Origin of the sequence: Pseudorhodobacter sp. MZDSW-24AT (assembly GCF_002794355.1) — a bacterium.
Lineage (GTDB): Bacteria > Pseudomonadota > Alphaproteobacteria > Rhodobacterales > Rhodobacteraceae > Pseudotabrizicola.
In genome coordinates this window covers 65,408-80,118 of sequence record NZ_PGOI01000008.1, presented here as the reverse complement: position 1 = coordinate 80,118, position 14,711 = coordinate 65,408, and the positions used below count along the sequence as shown (strand labels likewise).

Annotated in this window: 16 protein-coding genes; 8 read left to right on the top strand and 8 right to left on the bottom strand. The window is 65.3% G+C overall.

The features are described 5' to 3' along the window. Positions 1-26: 26 nt before the first annotated feature. The 4 genes from CUR21_RS10030 to CUR21_RS10015 are packed head-to-tail and all read right to left on the bottom strand — an operon-like array spanning position 27 to position 3,532. Entirely contained in the window at positions 27-782 is a 756-nt protein-coding gene (locus tag CUR21_RS10030; protein ID WP_100196908.1) for an ABC transporter ATP-binding protein, read from the bottom strand. Continuing rightward, positions 779-1,717, bottom strand: coding sequence for an iron chelate uptake ABC transporter family permease subunit (locus tag CUR21_RS10025; protein ID WP_100196907.1), 939 nt, complete (start codon positions 1,715-1,717; stop codon positions 779-781). The genes CUR21_RS10030 and CUR21_RS10025 overlap by 4 nt, the downstream gene beginning before the upstream one ends. Continuing rightward, positions 1,710-2,642: an ABC transporter permease gene (locus CUR21_RS10020; RefSeq protein ID WP_100196906.1), complete on the bottom strand. Its 933-nt coding sequence runs from the start codon at positions 2,640-2,642 to the stop codon at positions 1,710-1,712. Before CUR21_RS10020 ends, CUR21_RS10025 begins: the two co-directional genes overlap by 8 nt. After that, positions 2,639-3,532, bottom strand: a complete 894-nt coding sequence (locus tag CUR21_RS10015; protein WP_100196905.1) for a siderophore ABC transporter substrate-binding protein — start codon at positions 3,530-3,532, stop codon at positions 2,639-2,641. The genes CUR21_RS10020 and CUR21_RS10015 overlap by 4 nt, the downstream gene beginning before the upstream one ends. Before the next feature lie 126 nt (positions 3,533-3,658). On the opposite strand from CUR21_RS10015, the gene CUR21_RS10010 reads away from it, so the two are divergent. After that, complete coding sequence (locus CUR21_RS10010) at positions 3,659-3,949, top strand: DUF2218 domain-containing protein (protein WP_100197487.1); 291 nt, start codon at positions 3,659-3,661, stop codon at positions 3,947-3,949. A 59-nt stretch (positions 3,950-4,008) separates the two neighbouring features. Here the strand turns inward: CUR21_RS10010 and CUR21_RS10005 are convergent, their stop codons facing one another. From CUR21_RS10005 to CUR21_RS09990, 4 genes are all read right to left on the bottom strand, one after another. Then, a complete protein-coding gene (locus tag CUR21_RS10005) occupies positions 4,009-6,213 on the bottom strand; it encodes a xanthine dehydrogenase family protein molybdopterin-binding subunit (RefSeq protein WP_100197486.1) in 2,205 nt (734 codons plus the stop codon). Between the two features lie 20 nt (positions 6,214-6,233). Next, entirely contained in the window at positions 6,234-7,211 is a 978-nt protein-coding gene (locus CUR21_RS10000) for a xanthine dehydrogenase family protein subunit M (RefSeq protein WP_100196904.1), read from the bottom strand. Then, positions 7,208-7,723, bottom strand: coding sequence for a (2Fe-2S)-binding protein (locus CUR21_RS09995; RefSeq protein WP_100196903.1), 516 nt, complete (start codon positions 7,721-7,723; stop codon positions 7,208-7,210). The genes CUR21_RS10000 and CUR21_RS09995 overlap by 4 nt, the downstream gene beginning before the upstream one ends. Before the next feature lie 147 nt (positions 7,724-7,870). Beyond that, the gene (locus CUR21_RS09990) at positions 7,871-8,011 is read right to left on the bottom strand and encodes an entericidin A/B family lipoprotein (protein ID WP_100196902.1); all 141 of its coding nucleotides are present in this window, start codon (positions 8,009-8,011) and stop codon (positions 7,871-7,873) included. Positions 8,012-8,181: 170 nt separating this feature from the next. Between CUR21_RS09990 and CUR21_RS09985 the strand changes: the two genes are divergently transcribed. The 7 genes from CUR21_RS09985 to CUR21_RS09955 all read left to right on the top strand — a co-directional run bounded on the left by CUR21_RS09985 (position 8,182) and on the right by CUR21_RS09955 (position 14,707). Next, complete coding sequence (locus CUR21_RS09985; RefSeq protein WP_100196901.1) at positions 8,182-8,475, top strand: hypothetical protein; 294 nt, start codon at positions 8,182-8,184, stop codon at positions 8,473-8,475. Positions 8,476-8,579: 104 nt separating this feature from the next. After that, a complete protein-coding gene (locus CUR21_RS09980) occupies positions 8,580-9,845 on the top strand; it encodes a glycerate kinase (RefSeq protein WP_100196900.1) in 1,266 nt (421 codons plus the stop codon). Positions 9,846-9,893: 48 nt separating this feature from the next. After that, on the top strand, positions 9,894-10,931 hold the full coding sequence (locus CUR21_RS09975; RefSeq protein ID WP_198431668.1) for a LacI family DNA-binding transcriptional regulator: 1,038 nt from the start codon (positions 9,894-9,896) through the stop codon (positions 10,929-10,931). A gap of 176 nt (positions 10,932-11,107) precedes the next feature. After that, the gene (locus CUR21_RS09970) at positions 11,108-12,424 is read left to right on the top strand and encodes an ABC transporter substrate-binding protein (protein WP_100196898.1); all 1,317 of its coding nucleotides are present in this window, start codon (positions 11,108-11,110) and stop codon (positions 12,422-12,424) included. Between the two features lie 66 nt (positions 12,425-12,490). Next, positions 12,491-13,438 (top strand): carbohydrate ABC transporter permease, encoded by a 948-nt coding sequence (locus tag CUR21_RS09965; protein ID WP_100196897.1) that lies wholly within the window; start codon positions 12,491-12,493, stop codon positions 13,436-13,438. Next, positions 13,435-14,376: a carbohydrate ABC transporter permease gene (locus CUR21_RS09960; protein ID WP_100196896.1), complete on the top strand. Its 942-nt coding sequence runs from the start codon at positions 13,435-13,437 to the stop codon at positions 14,374-14,376. Before CUR21_RS09965 ends, CUR21_RS09960 begins: the two co-directional genes overlap by 4 nt. Before the next feature lie 145 nt (positions 14,377-14,521). Continuing rightward, the gene (locus tag CUR21_RS09955; protein ID WP_100196895.1) at positions 14,522-14,707 is read left to right on the top strand and encodes a hypothetical protein; all 186 of its coding nucleotides are present in this window, start codon (positions 14,522-14,524) and stop codon (positions 14,705-14,707) included. The last annotated feature ends 4 nt before the right edge of the window (positions 14,708-14,711 follow it).

The window sequence follows — 14,711 nt, the reverse complement described above, 5'->3', positions numbered from 1 at the left end:
TGCAATTGCCCCGTGGGGCGCGCGGGCTAAAGGTGGTTCAGAACCAGCGGCCTGCCCGCATAGGTTTCCACCCGAAGCGGCATGTCATAAAGTGGCTCCAGCACCGCGGGGGTAAACACCTCTGCGGGCGGGCCTTCGGCCACGATGCGCCCGTTTTGCATGGCGACCACATGATCGGCCCAAGCGGCGGCATAGTTCACCTCGTGCAGCACCAGAACCACGCTTTTGCCCGCGTCGCGCAAGGCCGCCAGTTCCTGCATCAGGCGCCGGGCATGCGCCATGTCAAGCGCGGCCAGCGGTTCATCCAAAAGCAGCCATTCGGTGCCTTGCGCGAAGGCCATCGCCAGATGCGCGCGCTGGCGCTGACCGCCCGACAGCGCATCGAGAAAGCGGTCGGCCAAGGCGTCCAGCCCCATGCGGGTGATGGCGGCAGCGACCATCGCCCGGTCTTCGGGGCCGGGGCGGCCTTGGTGATGCGGCCAGCGCCCGAAGGCCACCAGATCGCGCACCCGCAGGCGGCTGTGAACGCTGGCATTCTGGGGAAGGATCGCCATGACCTTGGCCAAAGCCGCGCTGGGGGTTCGCGCCACATCCAGCCCGGCCACGGTGATCTGCCCGTGTTGCAGCGGCGTCAGCCGCGCGATCAGCGACAAAAGGGTAGACTTTCCCGCGCCATTCGGCCCGATCAGCGCGGTGATCTTGCCCGCAGGCAGCGACAGCGACACATCGGATAAGATCGGCGCAGGGCCGATCCGGTGGCTCAGGTCAGTGACTTTGATCATCGGATGCGGCCTCGCAACAGAAGGAACAGGAAGACCAGCCCGCCCGCGAATTCCACCACGGCGGGCAGGGTGGATTGCTGGCCGAGCGCGCGTTCAAACAGCGTTTGCCCCGCCACCAGCATCAAGGCCGCCAGCATCATCGCGCTGATCAGCACCGGCAAATGGCGGTCGGTGCCCGCAAAGGGCCGCGCCAGGGCTGCCACCAGCAGCCCAAGGAAAGACAGCGGCCCCACCAGCGCGGTGGCCACCGCCACCAGCACCGCGACCAGCGCCAGCACGATGAGCACCAGACGGTCATGCGCAAGGCCCAACGACACCGCCGCCGGGCGCCCCAGCGCCAGCACATCGAGCCGAGGTGCCAGCCACAGCGCAAGGCCCACCACCGCCAGCGTGGCCAGCGCCGCCACGGGGAGCAGCCCGGCATTGACCCGCGAAAAGCTCGCCGCCACTTCGGCCTGCACGATGACAAAGGCGTTCGGGTCCATCACCCGCGCGAGAAACCCCGAAAGCGAGCGGAAGAGCACGCCCAGGATCACCCCCGTCAGGATCATGCGCGGCACATCCTGCGCCCCCCGGCCCAGCAGGGTGCCGAAAAGCAGCAGCGCCGCCCCGATCAGCAGCGCCACCTCAAGGCCAAAGCGGGCTTGGCTGGACAGGGCGGCAAAGCCGATCGGCCCCAAGCCCGCCACCAGCGCGGTTTGCAGAAAGATGAACAGCGCATCCAGCCCCATGATCTGCGGCGTCAGAATGCGGTTGCGCGCCACCGTCTGGAACAGCACCGTGGCCACCGCGATGGCGATACCCACCAGCACCAGCCCCGCGAGCCTTGTGGCGCGCAAGGCCAGCACGAATTCCCATTTCGCGCCAAGGTTGGGCAGCAGATACACCGCCGCCGAGGCGAGAAGGGCAAGGCCCAGCAAAACGTATCTAGCCATGGCGCGGCGCCCGCCACAACAGCCACAGGAACAGCGCAGACCCGCACACCCCCAGCACCGCACTGACCGGGATCTCATAAGGATGGATCACCAGCCGCCCCAGAATATCGCAAGCCAGCAACAGCGCCGCCCCGCCCAAGGCGGTGACGGGCAGGCTCGCCCGCAGATTGTCGCCCATCACGCGGCTGACGATATTGGGCACCACCAAGCCGATGAAGGGCACCATGCCCACCGTGGCCATCACCAGCGCCGTCACCAGCGCCACCACGACCATTCCCAGACGCATCACGGATCTGGGGTTCAGCCCCAGCCCGCGCGCCACCCCGTCGCCAAGGCCCAGGATCGCAAAGCGGTCGGCGGCAAAGATCGCCAGCGCGGCGGCCAGTCCGGCCAGCCACAACAGCTCATAGCGGCCCGCGATCACGCCGGAAAACTCACCTGTCATCAGCCAGATGCCGACCAGTTGCAAAAGATCGGTCTGCCAGCCGATGTGCAGCACCATCGCCCCCAGCACGCCCGACCAGACCAGCCCCGCAATCGGCACCAAGAGCACCTCTTGCGGCGGCAGGCGGCGGATGAGGGCCAGAAAGGCGGCGGTGCCAAGGAGGCCTGCCGCCGTCGCCGCCAGCATCTTCACCCACAGCGCCGCCCCCGGCGCAATCAGCGTGACGGTCAGCAGCCCCAGCGCCGCCGCCTCGCCCGTGCCCGTGGTGCCCGGCTCGACAAAGCGGTTGCGCACCAGTTGCTGCATCACCACCCCCGCCACTGCCAGCGCCGCCCCGGTCAGCATCACCGCCAGCGTGCGCGGCAGGCGCGACACCCAGAACACCAGCCCGTCTCCCGACAGGCTGGCGACACCCACGCCAAGGCTTGCCCCGGCCAGCGGGACAAGCAGCAGCGCCAGAAGAAGGGCGGGGCGGTTCACCGGACGAAAGCGGTCAGCAGTTCATCCAGCGTGGTCATCATCGAGGTATAGCCGCCGCCCGCAATGTAGATGGGCGTCGAGGACAGGTAGACGATCTGCCCCTTTTGCCCCGCCGTGGTGCCCGCAACCAAGGGGTTGTTCAGCGTGTCCGAGGCGCTGGCCTGTTCGCCAATCGCCGCTGCGCGGTCGATCACGATGATCCAGTCGGGGTTCACCTCGGCGATGAACTCGAACGATACGGAATCGCCATGCGTGTCGGGGTTCAGCTTTTCATGCGCTTCCGGCAGGCCCAGCGCGCTGTGGATCCAGCCAAAGCGCGAGCCTGCGCCATAGGCGGAAATCTTGGGGCCATTGGCCTGCACGATCAACGCCTTGCCCTTGCCGGCGGCGGCAGCCTTGGTCTCGGCCAGCTTGGCATCAAGGCTGGCGGTCAGCTCGGCGGCGGTGTCAGCCTTGTCGAACAGGGAGCCGTAGGTGGCGATGCGCGCGCGGCCTTCGCCCACCACATCTTCCCAGATCGTCATGTCCACCGTGGGGGCCAGTTGCGACAGCGGCTCCACCTGCGTCGAGGACCGTCCGCCCGCGATGATCAGATCGGGGGCAAGCGTGGCCAAAGCCTCCAGATCCGGCTCGAACAGGGTGCCCACCACCGTGGCCTGTCCGGCAAGATCTTGCAGATAAGGCACATAGAGCTTGTCTGGCACGCCTTGCGGCACCACGCCCAAGGCGGCGAGCGTGTCGATGGCCGCAATGTCCAGCACGGCGATCGTGGCTGGGTTGGCGGGAACGGTGGACTCTCCGGTGGCGGTGGAAATCGTGATCTCATCGGCCCAAGCGGGCAGGGTGGCAAGGCACAGCACAGTGGCCGCGCGGCCAAGCACATGCAGCATGACAGTCTCCATTCAGGCTTGCGTGTGGCTGGAGATCTGGCTTCACGCGGTGCCGCGCTGATTAGCGGCTTGCCGCCACCGGGTCCAGTGGATATTCCATGTAAAACAGTAAGGAATTAGGATATGCTGATCACAACCGCGCGTTACCCAACCGAACACGGCTCGAAATACCTCCAGCAGCTGTGCAAGCACTTCTCGCACAAGACGGATGTCACCTTTGATGAAACCACGGGCACCGTGGCTTTGCAGCCCGGCCCGGCCACCTTGACCGCCGATGCCGAAGGGCTGAGCGTGCGGATCGTGGCCGAGGATGCCAAGAGCCTGATCCAAGCCCGCTATGTCATCGACAGCCATCTGGTGAATTTTGCATTCCGCGAAGGTTTCACCGGGTTGGATTGGGTGATCGAGGCGGCCTGAGAGCCAAGGGCGCCGGGCCTGTGGCCACGGCGCCCCTGACGTTGAGCCTCGCCAGAGGCTCAGCCCCAATCGTCAAAGGGCAGGTGCGGGAAGATCTTGTCGGGCGTGGCCGGGAAGTCGCGCACACGCACGCCACAGGCGTTGAAGATCGCGTTGCCGATGGCCGCCGCCGCACCAGAGATGCCCAATTCGCCGATGCCCTTGGCCTGAATCGGGTTGGCCTGATCGTCGCGGGTGTCTTCCAGCAGCACCGCATCCAGTTGCGGCACATCCAGATGGCAGGGCACATGATAGCCTGCCAAGTCGTGGTTCACGATGCGCCCATCGCGGCGATCGTGCTGAAGCTCTTCCGACAGGGCCGAACCGATGCCCCAGATCATGCCGCCATGGCACTGGCTTTCGGCGGTCAGACGGTTCAGCACCCGCCCGATCGAGAAGATGCCAAGCATCCGTGCCACCCGCACCTCGCCGGTGAAGGCATGCACGCGCACTTCGGCGAAATGCGCGCCGTAGCCTGCGATGGCAAAGTCGTCTTCGGTGTCACCGGGTTTGATGTGACCGGTGGCGCTCAGGCCAGAGTCCAGCACATCTGCCAAAGGCACCCGGCGATTGCCGCTTGTGGCGGTGCCGTCTTTCAGGGTCAGCTCTTCTTCGGTGGTGCCAAGGCGCTTGGCCAGCGCTGCCCGCAAGCCTTGGCAGGCCAGAAACACCGCCGAACCGCAGGATTGTGCGCCAAAGCTGCCGCCCGAACCCGAAGATTTCGGCAGATCCGAGTCGCCCAGTTTCACCGTCACCTGATCGGGCCGCAGTCCCAGCATTTCCGCCGCGATTTGCGACAAGATCGCATAGGTGCCGGTCCCGATATCGGTCATGTCGGTGGCCACCGTGGCGCTGCCATCGGGCTCTAAGGTGACCCGCGCGATGGATTCCTCCAGCACATTGGTGCGCACGGCGGCGGCCACGCCCAGACCCACCCACCAGTCGCCATCACGGCGGCTTGCCGTCGTGCCGCGCTTGTCCCAGCCAAAGCGCGCGGCGCCTTCCTTCAAACACCGCCCCAAGGCATTTTCGGAAAACGGCAGGTCGCCCTTGGGGGCGGTCTTGGGCAGGTTGCGTAGTCGCAGTTCCACCGGATCGATCCCGGCGGCCTCGGCCAGCTCGTCCACCGCGCATTCCAGCGCGATCATGCCCACCGCTTCGCCCGGGGCGCGGACAGAACCTGCGGCGGGCCGATGCACCCGCGCGACCTCATGGGTAAAGCGGCGATCCGCGCCGCCATAGAGGAAATGCGTGCCTTGCGCGACCGGTTCGGAATAGCTCTCCCCCGGCAGGTTCGACACCCGGTCCTCATGCGCCAGCGCCGTGATCTTGCCTGTCGCGTCACAGGCCAGCCGCAGCCGCTGGGCGGTTTCGGTCCGCCGCAAGGTCATGTCGAACACCTGCTGGCGTGCCATCACCACCCGCACCGGACGCCCGATCTCGCGCGCGGCATGGGCCGCCGCCACCGCTTCGGGGGCGATCCCCAGCTTTCCGCCAAAGCCGCCGCCCACATAGGGCGCATGGATCCGCACCTTGCTTTCCGGCAGGCCCATGGCATCGGCCAGTTCGGCCACATTGTGCTTGAGCATCTGATACGATCCCCAAAGCTCCAGCCGCCCTTGGTCCCAGCGCGCGATCGAGGCATGAGGCTCCATCGCGGCGGAGGTATGCGGCTCGGTGTGGTACAGCGCGTCGATCTGATGCGCGCCCGCCTGAAAGCCCGCGTCGAAATCGCCGGTCTCGATTTGGCTTTTCTTTGGCCGTTCCACCGTGCTGGCGGTTTCCGGGTCCACCTCGGCCTTGGCCTCGGTATAGGTGACCCGAAGGGTCTGTGCGGCGTGGCGGGCGTTTTCAAAACTGTCGGCCACCACCACCGCGATGGGCTGGCCGAAATAATGCACCTCGGGGAGCACCTGCTCGGGCGCTTCGCTGGCCTGACCCTGCGCAGGATTGCGCAGCAAGGGGCCGCCTGTGAGCACCGCAATCACACCCGGTAGCTTCAAGGCGGCGGCTTCGTCGATGGCCTTGACCTTCCCCTTGGTGATGGTGGCGCGCACCAGCACACCCTCGGCCAGATCCGCCACGGCATGTTCCGCCGCATAGGTCGCGGCCCCCCGCACCTTGAGCGGGCCTTCGGGGCGCGCCATCGCCCCGCCCAGCACGCCTTGCACCATCTGGTCAAGCCGCCGGGGCTGGGCCGTATCCATCGTCAGCGTTACATCCATCGTCGCCTGATCCTTGGCCATCATGCGGTCTCCCCGGTCAATTCGCGCAAGGCGCGGTGGATCAGGCGCCGTGTGAGCGCCGATTTGAAGGCATTGTCGCCATGGCAGACCGCATCGGCCAGCAGCACATCGGCGGCGGCTTCTGCAGCTTGGGGGCCGACGGCTTGGCCCAGCAAAGCGGCCTCTGCCGCGCGGTTGCGCCAAGGCTTTGCACCGATCCCGCCAAAGGCCAGCGCAGCGGCCGTGATGCGCCCGTTGTCGACCGAAACGATCCCCGCCACCGACGCCAGCGCAAAGGCATAGGAGGCGCGGTCGCGCACCTTGAGATAGGTCTGCCGGCCTTTGGGCGGCGGGGGCAGGATCACGGCGGTGATCACCTCGCCCGGATGCAGGGTGGTCTCTTGATCGGGGCGGTCCTGTGGCAAGCGATAAAGGTCTTCCAGCGCGATCCGGCGCGCCCCCTCTGGCCCTTCCACAGCAACCTCGGCGTCCAGCGCGACCATGGCCACCGCCATATCCGACGGATGCGCCGCGATGCAGTGCTCGGACACGCCCAGAATGGCGTTCATGCGGTTGCGCCCTTCCAGCGCGTCGCAGCCACTGCCGGGTGCGCGTTTGTTGCAAGCACTTGCGGTGTCATAGAAATAGGCGCAGCGGGTGCGTTGCAGCAGGTTGCCTGCGGTGGTGGCCTTGTTGCGGATCTGGCCGCTGGCGCCCGACAGCAATGCCCGCGACAGCACCGGATAGCGTTGCCGCACCAGCGGATGCGCCGCCAGTGCCGCGTTGCGCACCAAGGCCCCCACCCGCAAGCCGCCATCCTGCTCGGCGATCTCGTCCTCTCCCAGCGGGTTGATGTCGACCAAAACCTCGGGGGTTTGGATCTCCAGCTTCATCAGGTCCAAAAGGTTGGTGCCGCCTGCGATCAGGGTTGCCCCGGCGGCGGTCTTGGTCTGCGCGTCTGACAGGCCTGTGGCCTTGTGATAATCGAACAGTTTCATTTTGCCGCCCTCATCTGTGCGCGTGCCTCGGCAATCGACTGACGGATGCGCGGGTAGGCCGAGCAGCGGCACAGGTTGCCCGACATGCGCTCGGCGATTTCGTCATCGGTGAGGTCGGGCTCGGCCTCCAGCGACTCGCTGATGTAGGACGGCCAGCCTTCTTCGGCTTCGGTCAGCATCGCCAGCGCGCTCATGATCTGCCCGGGCGTGCAATATCCGCATTGATAGCCATCCTGCGCCACAAAGGCGCGTTGCAGGGGGTGCAGATCTTCGGCCGTGCCGATGCCTTCGATGGTGGTGATGGTCGCGCCGTCATGCATCACCGCAAGCGACAGGCAGGAATTGATGCGCCGACCGTCCAGCAAGATGGTGCAGGCGCCACATTGGCCATGGTCACAGCCTTTTTTGGTGCCTGTCAGCGCCAAATCGTGCCGCAGCACATCCAGAAGCGATCGGCGCAGGTCGACGTCGACCTTGTGATCCTCGCCGTTGATGTTCAAGCTGATCTGCATATCGCCCCCTGCGCGGTCCCGTTCTTGACTGCAAGAGCAACGCGCCCAAGGGCAGGAGGTTCCCGCATGGGCCAAAGCCGCGCGGGGCGGGGGGAAACGCAAAAAGGCGGGGCCCAGCCCCGCCTTGTCGCGCCAAAACGCATCCGCTCAGTTGGCTGCGGCCGTGCGCGCTTCTTGCGTGATTGCGGCACCCGCAACCTGCAGGTCGCGGCCCGCGCCCGCAACGGTGCCGCAGGCGGTCAGGGTCATGGCGGCAAGCAGCGGCAGAAGGGTCAGTCGGATGTTCATCTGGATATCCTCTTGGTGATGTCACGCGTCAACGCGCAAGGCGGTGCCGGGTTCCCTGTGGCGCGTGGCATCGGCAAAAGGCGGCTTGCCCAGCCTTGCGGCCTGCGGATGGCTTGTTTCGCCTTTGGCGATTCACACTTTGTTAACCGATCCTCTGCCATGCTGTGTGGATGCGTAGAGTTCTCCTCCTCCTCCTCTTTTTCCTCGCCGCCTGTGGCGCGCAGCCTGCGCCGCAATTCTTTGGCGCCACCCGCCACGATGTGCAGCGCGACGGGCGCAGTTACACCCTGTTTCACAAAGGCAACGCGGTTGAGGTGATCCGGCTGGGCTATGCCCGCCGGGGCGAGCATCAGGCCATCCGCGACACCATGCTTGCCCTGATCCCCGAGGTCACGGGCTGCCAGGTGATCGAGTCGTCGCTCAAGGGCGACAGCGGCGAAATGCGCGCTCGGCTGCGGTGTTAGCCTGCACAAAGCAAGGATCGGGCGTGCAAGCCGGCCCGATGCACCATTGATCGGGCGCGCAAGCCCGCCCTATACAGACGGGCACCCAGATGTGAGGCCCGACCATGCTTGCCGATCCCGCCCCGTTCTTGCGCGCCCTGTTCGATCGTGCGGTCGAGGTGGCCGACCCGATGCGCTCGTTGGCCGGGCACTTGCCGCCCCGCCCCGCAGGCCGGGTGGTGGTGGTGGGCGCAGGCAAGGCCAGCGCGCGCATGGCCGAAGCGGTAGAGGCGGCGTGGGGCCCCTGCGAAGGGCTGGTGCTGACCCGCTATGGCTATGGCCGACCCTGCCAAGGCATCGAGATTGTCGAGGCCGCGCATCCGGTGCCCGATGCCGCAGGGCTGGCGGCCACCGCGCGGCTGCTTGCCTTGCTAGAGGGGTTGGGCGAGGGGGATTTCGTTCTCGCGCTCATTTCCGGCGGGGCTTCGGCGCTGCTCGTGGCCCCGGTCGAAGGGGTGACGCTGGCCGAAAAGCAGGCGGTGAACGCGGCGCTTCTGGCCTCTGGCGCGCCGATCGACCGGATGAACACGGTGCGCAAACACCTCAGCCGGGTGAAGGGCGGCCAGCTTGCCGCCGCCGCCCATCCGGCGCGGATGCAGGTGTTGCTGATCTCGGACGTGCCCGGGGATGACCCGGCCTTCATCGGCTCGGGCCCCACGGTGGGCGATGCCAGCACCCCCGCCGATGCGCTGGCCGTGCTGGACCAATGGCAGATCGACGTGCCCGCCTCGGTGCGCGCGTGCTTGCGGGCTGGGTCGGGCGTGGTGCCTCCCGGGGATGCGCGGCTGGCGCGGGTGACGAACCACATCTATGCCGCGCCGATCCAGTCGCTGACCGCCGCCGCCGAGATTGCGCGCGCCGCGGGCTGCCGCGTGCAGATGCTGGGCGATGCGCTGGAAGGAGAGGCGCGCGACGTGGCGCAAGCGCAAGCGCAAGAAGCGCTGGCTTTGCGCGAGACGCTGCGCCCGGGCGACGCGCCGGTGCTGCTTCTGTCGGGGGGCGAGCTGACCGTCACCCGTCGGGGCGATGGCATCGGCGGCCCGAATGCCGAATTTGCGCTGGCGCTGGCCTTGGCCTTGCAGGGCGCGCCCAGCATCCATGCCATCGCCTGCGACACCGATGGCGTGGATGGCGCGGCCGAGGTGGCGGGGGCGCTGATCTCTCCGTCCACCTTGGCGCAGGCGCAAGCGGCCGGGCTCGACGCCGCCCAAGCGCTGGCCCGCAACGATGCGCACAGCTTTTTTGCTGGCATTGGCGGGCAGGTAGTTACCGGACCAACCTTGACCAATGTCAATGATTTCCGCGCCGTGCTGATCCTGCCTCCGGCCTGACCCATAGCTGATTGACGTACCTCAGACGATGGCGCTATGCCATGGTCCATGGGCAGGCCAACCGTCACAGACATTGCGCGCGAAGCCGGGGTCAGCCTTGCCACGGTCGACCGCGTGCTGAACGCGCGCCCCGGGGTGCGCGCCAAGACGGTCGCGGCGGTGCAAGAGGCGGTGGCCCGGCTGGGCTATGTGCGCGACATGGCGGCAGCCAATCTGGCGCGTGGCCGCAGCACGCGGGTGGCGATCCTGCTGCCCGATACCGAAAGCCAGTTCGTGCAAACCCTGCAAGACGCGTTGGAAGAGGCCGCGGCCCTTGCCAGCTCGGCCCGGATGCAGGTGGACCTGCGCCGTTACCCGGCATCGGATATGCACCTGCTGGCCGCGACGCTGGCCGATCTGGCGGCGGGTGGCATTTCGGGCGTGGCGCTCATGGCGCCCGAAACCCCCGTCTTGCGGGATGCCCTGCGCGGCCTGCACGCTGCCGGGGTGCCGGTGGTGGCGATGGTGTCAGACCTGCCCCATTCCGCCGCCGCCCATTACGTCGGCATCGACAGCCATGCCGCCGGGCGCACCGCCGCCATGCTGATGGGCCGGTTTCTGGGCGCAAGAACCCCAAGGGTGATGGTGATCGCGCAATCCATGCTGTTGCGCGACAGCATCGAGCGCCGCCGTGGATTTGATGCGGTGATGCAGCGCGATTTCCCCGGCATCGAGGTGGGCCAAACGCTGGAAACCCATGGTGCCCCCGAAACCCTGCGAGAGGTGATGCGCCTGTCGCTGGCCAGCAGCGGCCCGGTGGGGGGCATCTATCTTCTGGGCAGCGGCCACCGCGCGCTGGCGCAGGTGCTTTCGGAACTGGGCCTTTTGGGCCAAGTGGTGACCATCGGGCATGAGCTGACACCGCACACCAAAGCCGCGTTGCAAGCCGGTTGGATGGATGCGGTGATCGCGCAAAACGTGGGCCACATTGCGCGCAGCACATTGCGCGTGTTGCAGGCCAAGGCCCTGCAACAGCCGATCAACGAATCGCAAGAACGGTTGCGGCTGGAAATCATCCTGCGCGAAAACCTGCCTCACGCGTCGTGAAACCTCGCCTTACGCGGCGTCAAAGCGGTTTGACCCGGCGCGAAACCGCAAATGATGTGCGTACCTCAAAAACGATGGACAGGCCGTTTTTCCAGTCCTATCGTCAAGCGCAGCAATCACATCGGCGGCCAGAGGAGGGGCGCCCTTGCGCGTTTGCACTCAGGGAGGAAACACCAATGAAGGCAAGACTTTTGACCGCAACCGCGGTCGGCGCTGTGTTGTCCGCAAGCGTCGCCTCGTCCCAATCCAATGAACTGACACTGTGCTGGGCCGCATGGGACCCGGCCAACGCGCTGGTCGAACTGTCCAAGGATTTCGAGGCACAGTCCGGCATCAAGATGAATTTCGAATTCGTGCCATGGCCCAATTTCGCCGACCGGATGCTGAACGAGCTGAACTCGGGCGGGCAGCTGTGCGACCTGCTGATCGGCGACAGCCAGTGGATCGGCAGCGGCGCCGAGAATGGCCATTACATCAAGCTGAACGATTTCTTCGCCGCGGAATCCATCAGCATGGATGATTTCGCCCCCGCCACCGTCTACGCCTATTCCACTTGGCCCAAGGGCGAGCCGAATTACTATGCGCTGCCCGCCATGGGGGATGCGAATGGCTGGTTCTACCGCAAGGACTGGTTTGAACGCGATGACATCAAGGCGGCCTATAAGGAAGCCACCGGCGCCGACCTGCGTGAGCCGCAAAGCCAGAAAGAGCTTTTGCAGATCGCGCAATTCTTCCAAGGCCGCGAGATCGACGGGCAAACCGTCTATGGCGCATCCATCTTTACCGAACGCGGGTCGGAAGGCATCACCATGGGGGCCACCGGCGCGCTTTATGCCTGGGGGTTCAAATATGAAAACACCCCCGGCAGCTATGACATGGAAGGGGCGGTGAACTCTCCGGCCGCGGTCGAGGCGCTGGAATTCTACAAGGAACTCTACAAGACCGCGACCCCGCCCGGCTATGACAACGCCTATATGGAACAGTCGCTGGATGCGTTCAAATCGGGGCAGGTGGCGATGGCGATGAACTGGTTCGCCTTCTTCCCCGGCCTTGCCGCCGATCCGAATGTGGGCGGCGACAAGATCGACTTTTTCGTGAACCCGGGCCAGAACGTGGCCGCCAGCACGCTGGGCGGGCAGGGGATTTCGGTCGTCAGCTATTCCGACAATGTCGAGGGCGCGCTGTCCTATATCAAATGGTTCGCGCAGCCCGATGTGCAGGCCAAATGGTGGTCGATGGGCGGCTATTCCTGCCACCGCTCGGTGCTGGAAGACCCGAACTTCGTGACCTCGGCCCCCTTCGCGGGCGACTTCCTCGAAGCGATGAACGGCGTGCAGGATTTCTGGCAGGAACCGGCCTATGCCTCGCTTTTGCTCGCGATGCAGGACCGGCTGCACAATTACGTGGTGGCCGATCAGGGCACCGCGCAAGAGGCGCTGGACGGACTGATCGCCGACTGGACGGAAGTGTTTGAAGACGAAGGCAAACTGTAAGCTGCCTTCCGGGTGCGCCGGGGCCATCGGCGCACCCACCCCCGTCACGCTTGCAAGGCGCCTGCCATGACCGATACGCCGATCCTCCGTGTGGCGCGCGCCACGCCGCCGCCGCTGGCCCGCCGCCTGCGCGGCCTGTCCGACCGGGCCATCGCTTGGCTGTTCGTGGCGCCCACCATCTTTCTGCTTCTGGCGATCAACATCTTTCCGCTGATCTGGACGGTCCGGCTGTCTTTCACCAATTACGCCGCCAACCGCCCGGGGCGCGAGGTGGAATGGGTGGGCCTGCGCAATTACGAACGCATCCTGACCAGCGAGGCGATCTGGTCCAACATGCAGACCACGGCGCATTTCCTGTTCTGGACCATCACCTTGCAGGTGATCCTTGGCTTTGCCCTCGCTTGGCTCATCAACCGAAAGTTCAAGGGCAATGACCTTTTGACCACGCTGATCGTGCTGCCGATGATGTTGTCTCCGGCGGTGGTGGGCAACTTCTGGACCTTCCTCTATCAACCCCAGATCGGCCTGTTCAATTACATGGTCGAGTTGCTCACCGGCACACCTGCCAGTTCCTTTTCCATGCTGGGGCCGGGGGGGCTTGCGAAATGGTCGATCATCATCGTCGACACCTGGATGTGGACACCTTTCGTGATGCTGATCTGTCTGGCCGGGCTGCGCTCGATCCCGGATTACATCTATGAAGCCGCCGAGGTGGACCGCGCCAGCAAATGGCGGCAGTTCTGGACGCTGACGGTGCCGATGGTGCTGCCGTTCCTGATGCTGGCCGTGCTGTTCCGCGGCATCGAGAATTTCAAGATGTTCGACATGGTGGTGCTGCTGACGGGCGGGGGGCCGGGCAATGAAACGCTGCTGGCCTCGATCGACCTCAAGCGCGAGGCCTTCGAGAAATGGCGGACCGGCTATTCCTCGGCCTATGCCATCATTCTGTTCGTGACCGTCTTCGGATTGGCGAGCATCTATGTCAAAGCCCTGAACAAGGTGAAGGAAAGATGAGCGCTCACTCCGTCACCGAACCGACCCGCCTTTCAAAATCCATCGCGGCTGTGCTGGTGGCGGTCTATGCCCTCATCACGCTGTTGCCGCTGTTGTGGATCATCTCCACCGGCTTCAAATCCGGCCCCGACAGCATCAGCTACCCGCCCAAGGTGGTGTTCGCGCCAAGCCTTGAAGGCTATGTGAACCTGTTCACCACCCGCACCCGCATCGGGGCCGAGCAATTCGCCGCCCTGCCGCCGCCCGAGACATGGTATGACAGGATCGTGCGGCAAAGCGGCACCGTGATCGCCGGACAAAGCCGCTTTGGCGAGCGCTTCCTGAATTCGGTGATCATCGGCTTTGGCTCGACGTTTTTGTCGATCTTTCTGGGCACGCTGGCGGCCTATGCCTTTTCGCGCTTTCGGGTGCCGCTGAAGGATGACCTGTTGTTCTTCATCCTGTCCACGCGGATGATGCCCCCCATCGCGGTGGCGATCCCGATCTACCTCATGTATCGCGAACTGGGTCTCTCGGACACGCATCTGGGGATGATCCTGCTTTATACGGCGGTCAACATTTCCCTCGCGGTCTGGCTCCTGAAGGGCTTCATCGACGAGATCCCGCGCGAATATGAAGAGGCCGCGCTGATCGATGGCTACACACGCTTTCAGGCCTTCCGCAAGGTGGTGCTGCCGCAGGCGGCCACCGGCATCGCCAGCACCGCGATCTTCTGCCTGATCTTCGCCTGGAACGAATACGCTTTCGCGGTGCTGCTCACGAGCGGCAATGCCCAGACCGCACCGCCCTTCATCCCCACCATCATCGGCGTCGGCGGTCAGGATTGGCCCGCGGTCGCCGCTGGCGCGACACTGTTCCTGTTGCCGGTGATGATCTTCACCATTCTGTTGCGCAAGCACCTGTTGCGCGGCATCACCTTTGGCGCGGTGCGCAAATGACACGATTTTTCTGCGAAAAATCCCGCCCAAGTCCTGATGCGGCGGCACGGTTCATCTGTTCAAAAATATCCCCGCCGGAGGCTCCCGCAGCCAGCGGCAGGAGCCTCCGGCGGGGATATTTGGAAACAAGTGACAGGGGGGTGGCATGTCATTTCTGAGCGGATTGCTGCGCTTTCGGCGCGGGCCATGGGAGGCGCTGGCGACGGTGCTGATCGGTCTGGGGGTGGTGATGCTGATGCAGCCGTTCTTTCTCTGGGCCTTTACCTACAGTTTCCTCGTGACGCTGGTGGGCACCGTGATGTTCATCATCACCAGCCATTTCCCGGAGTGAGCCC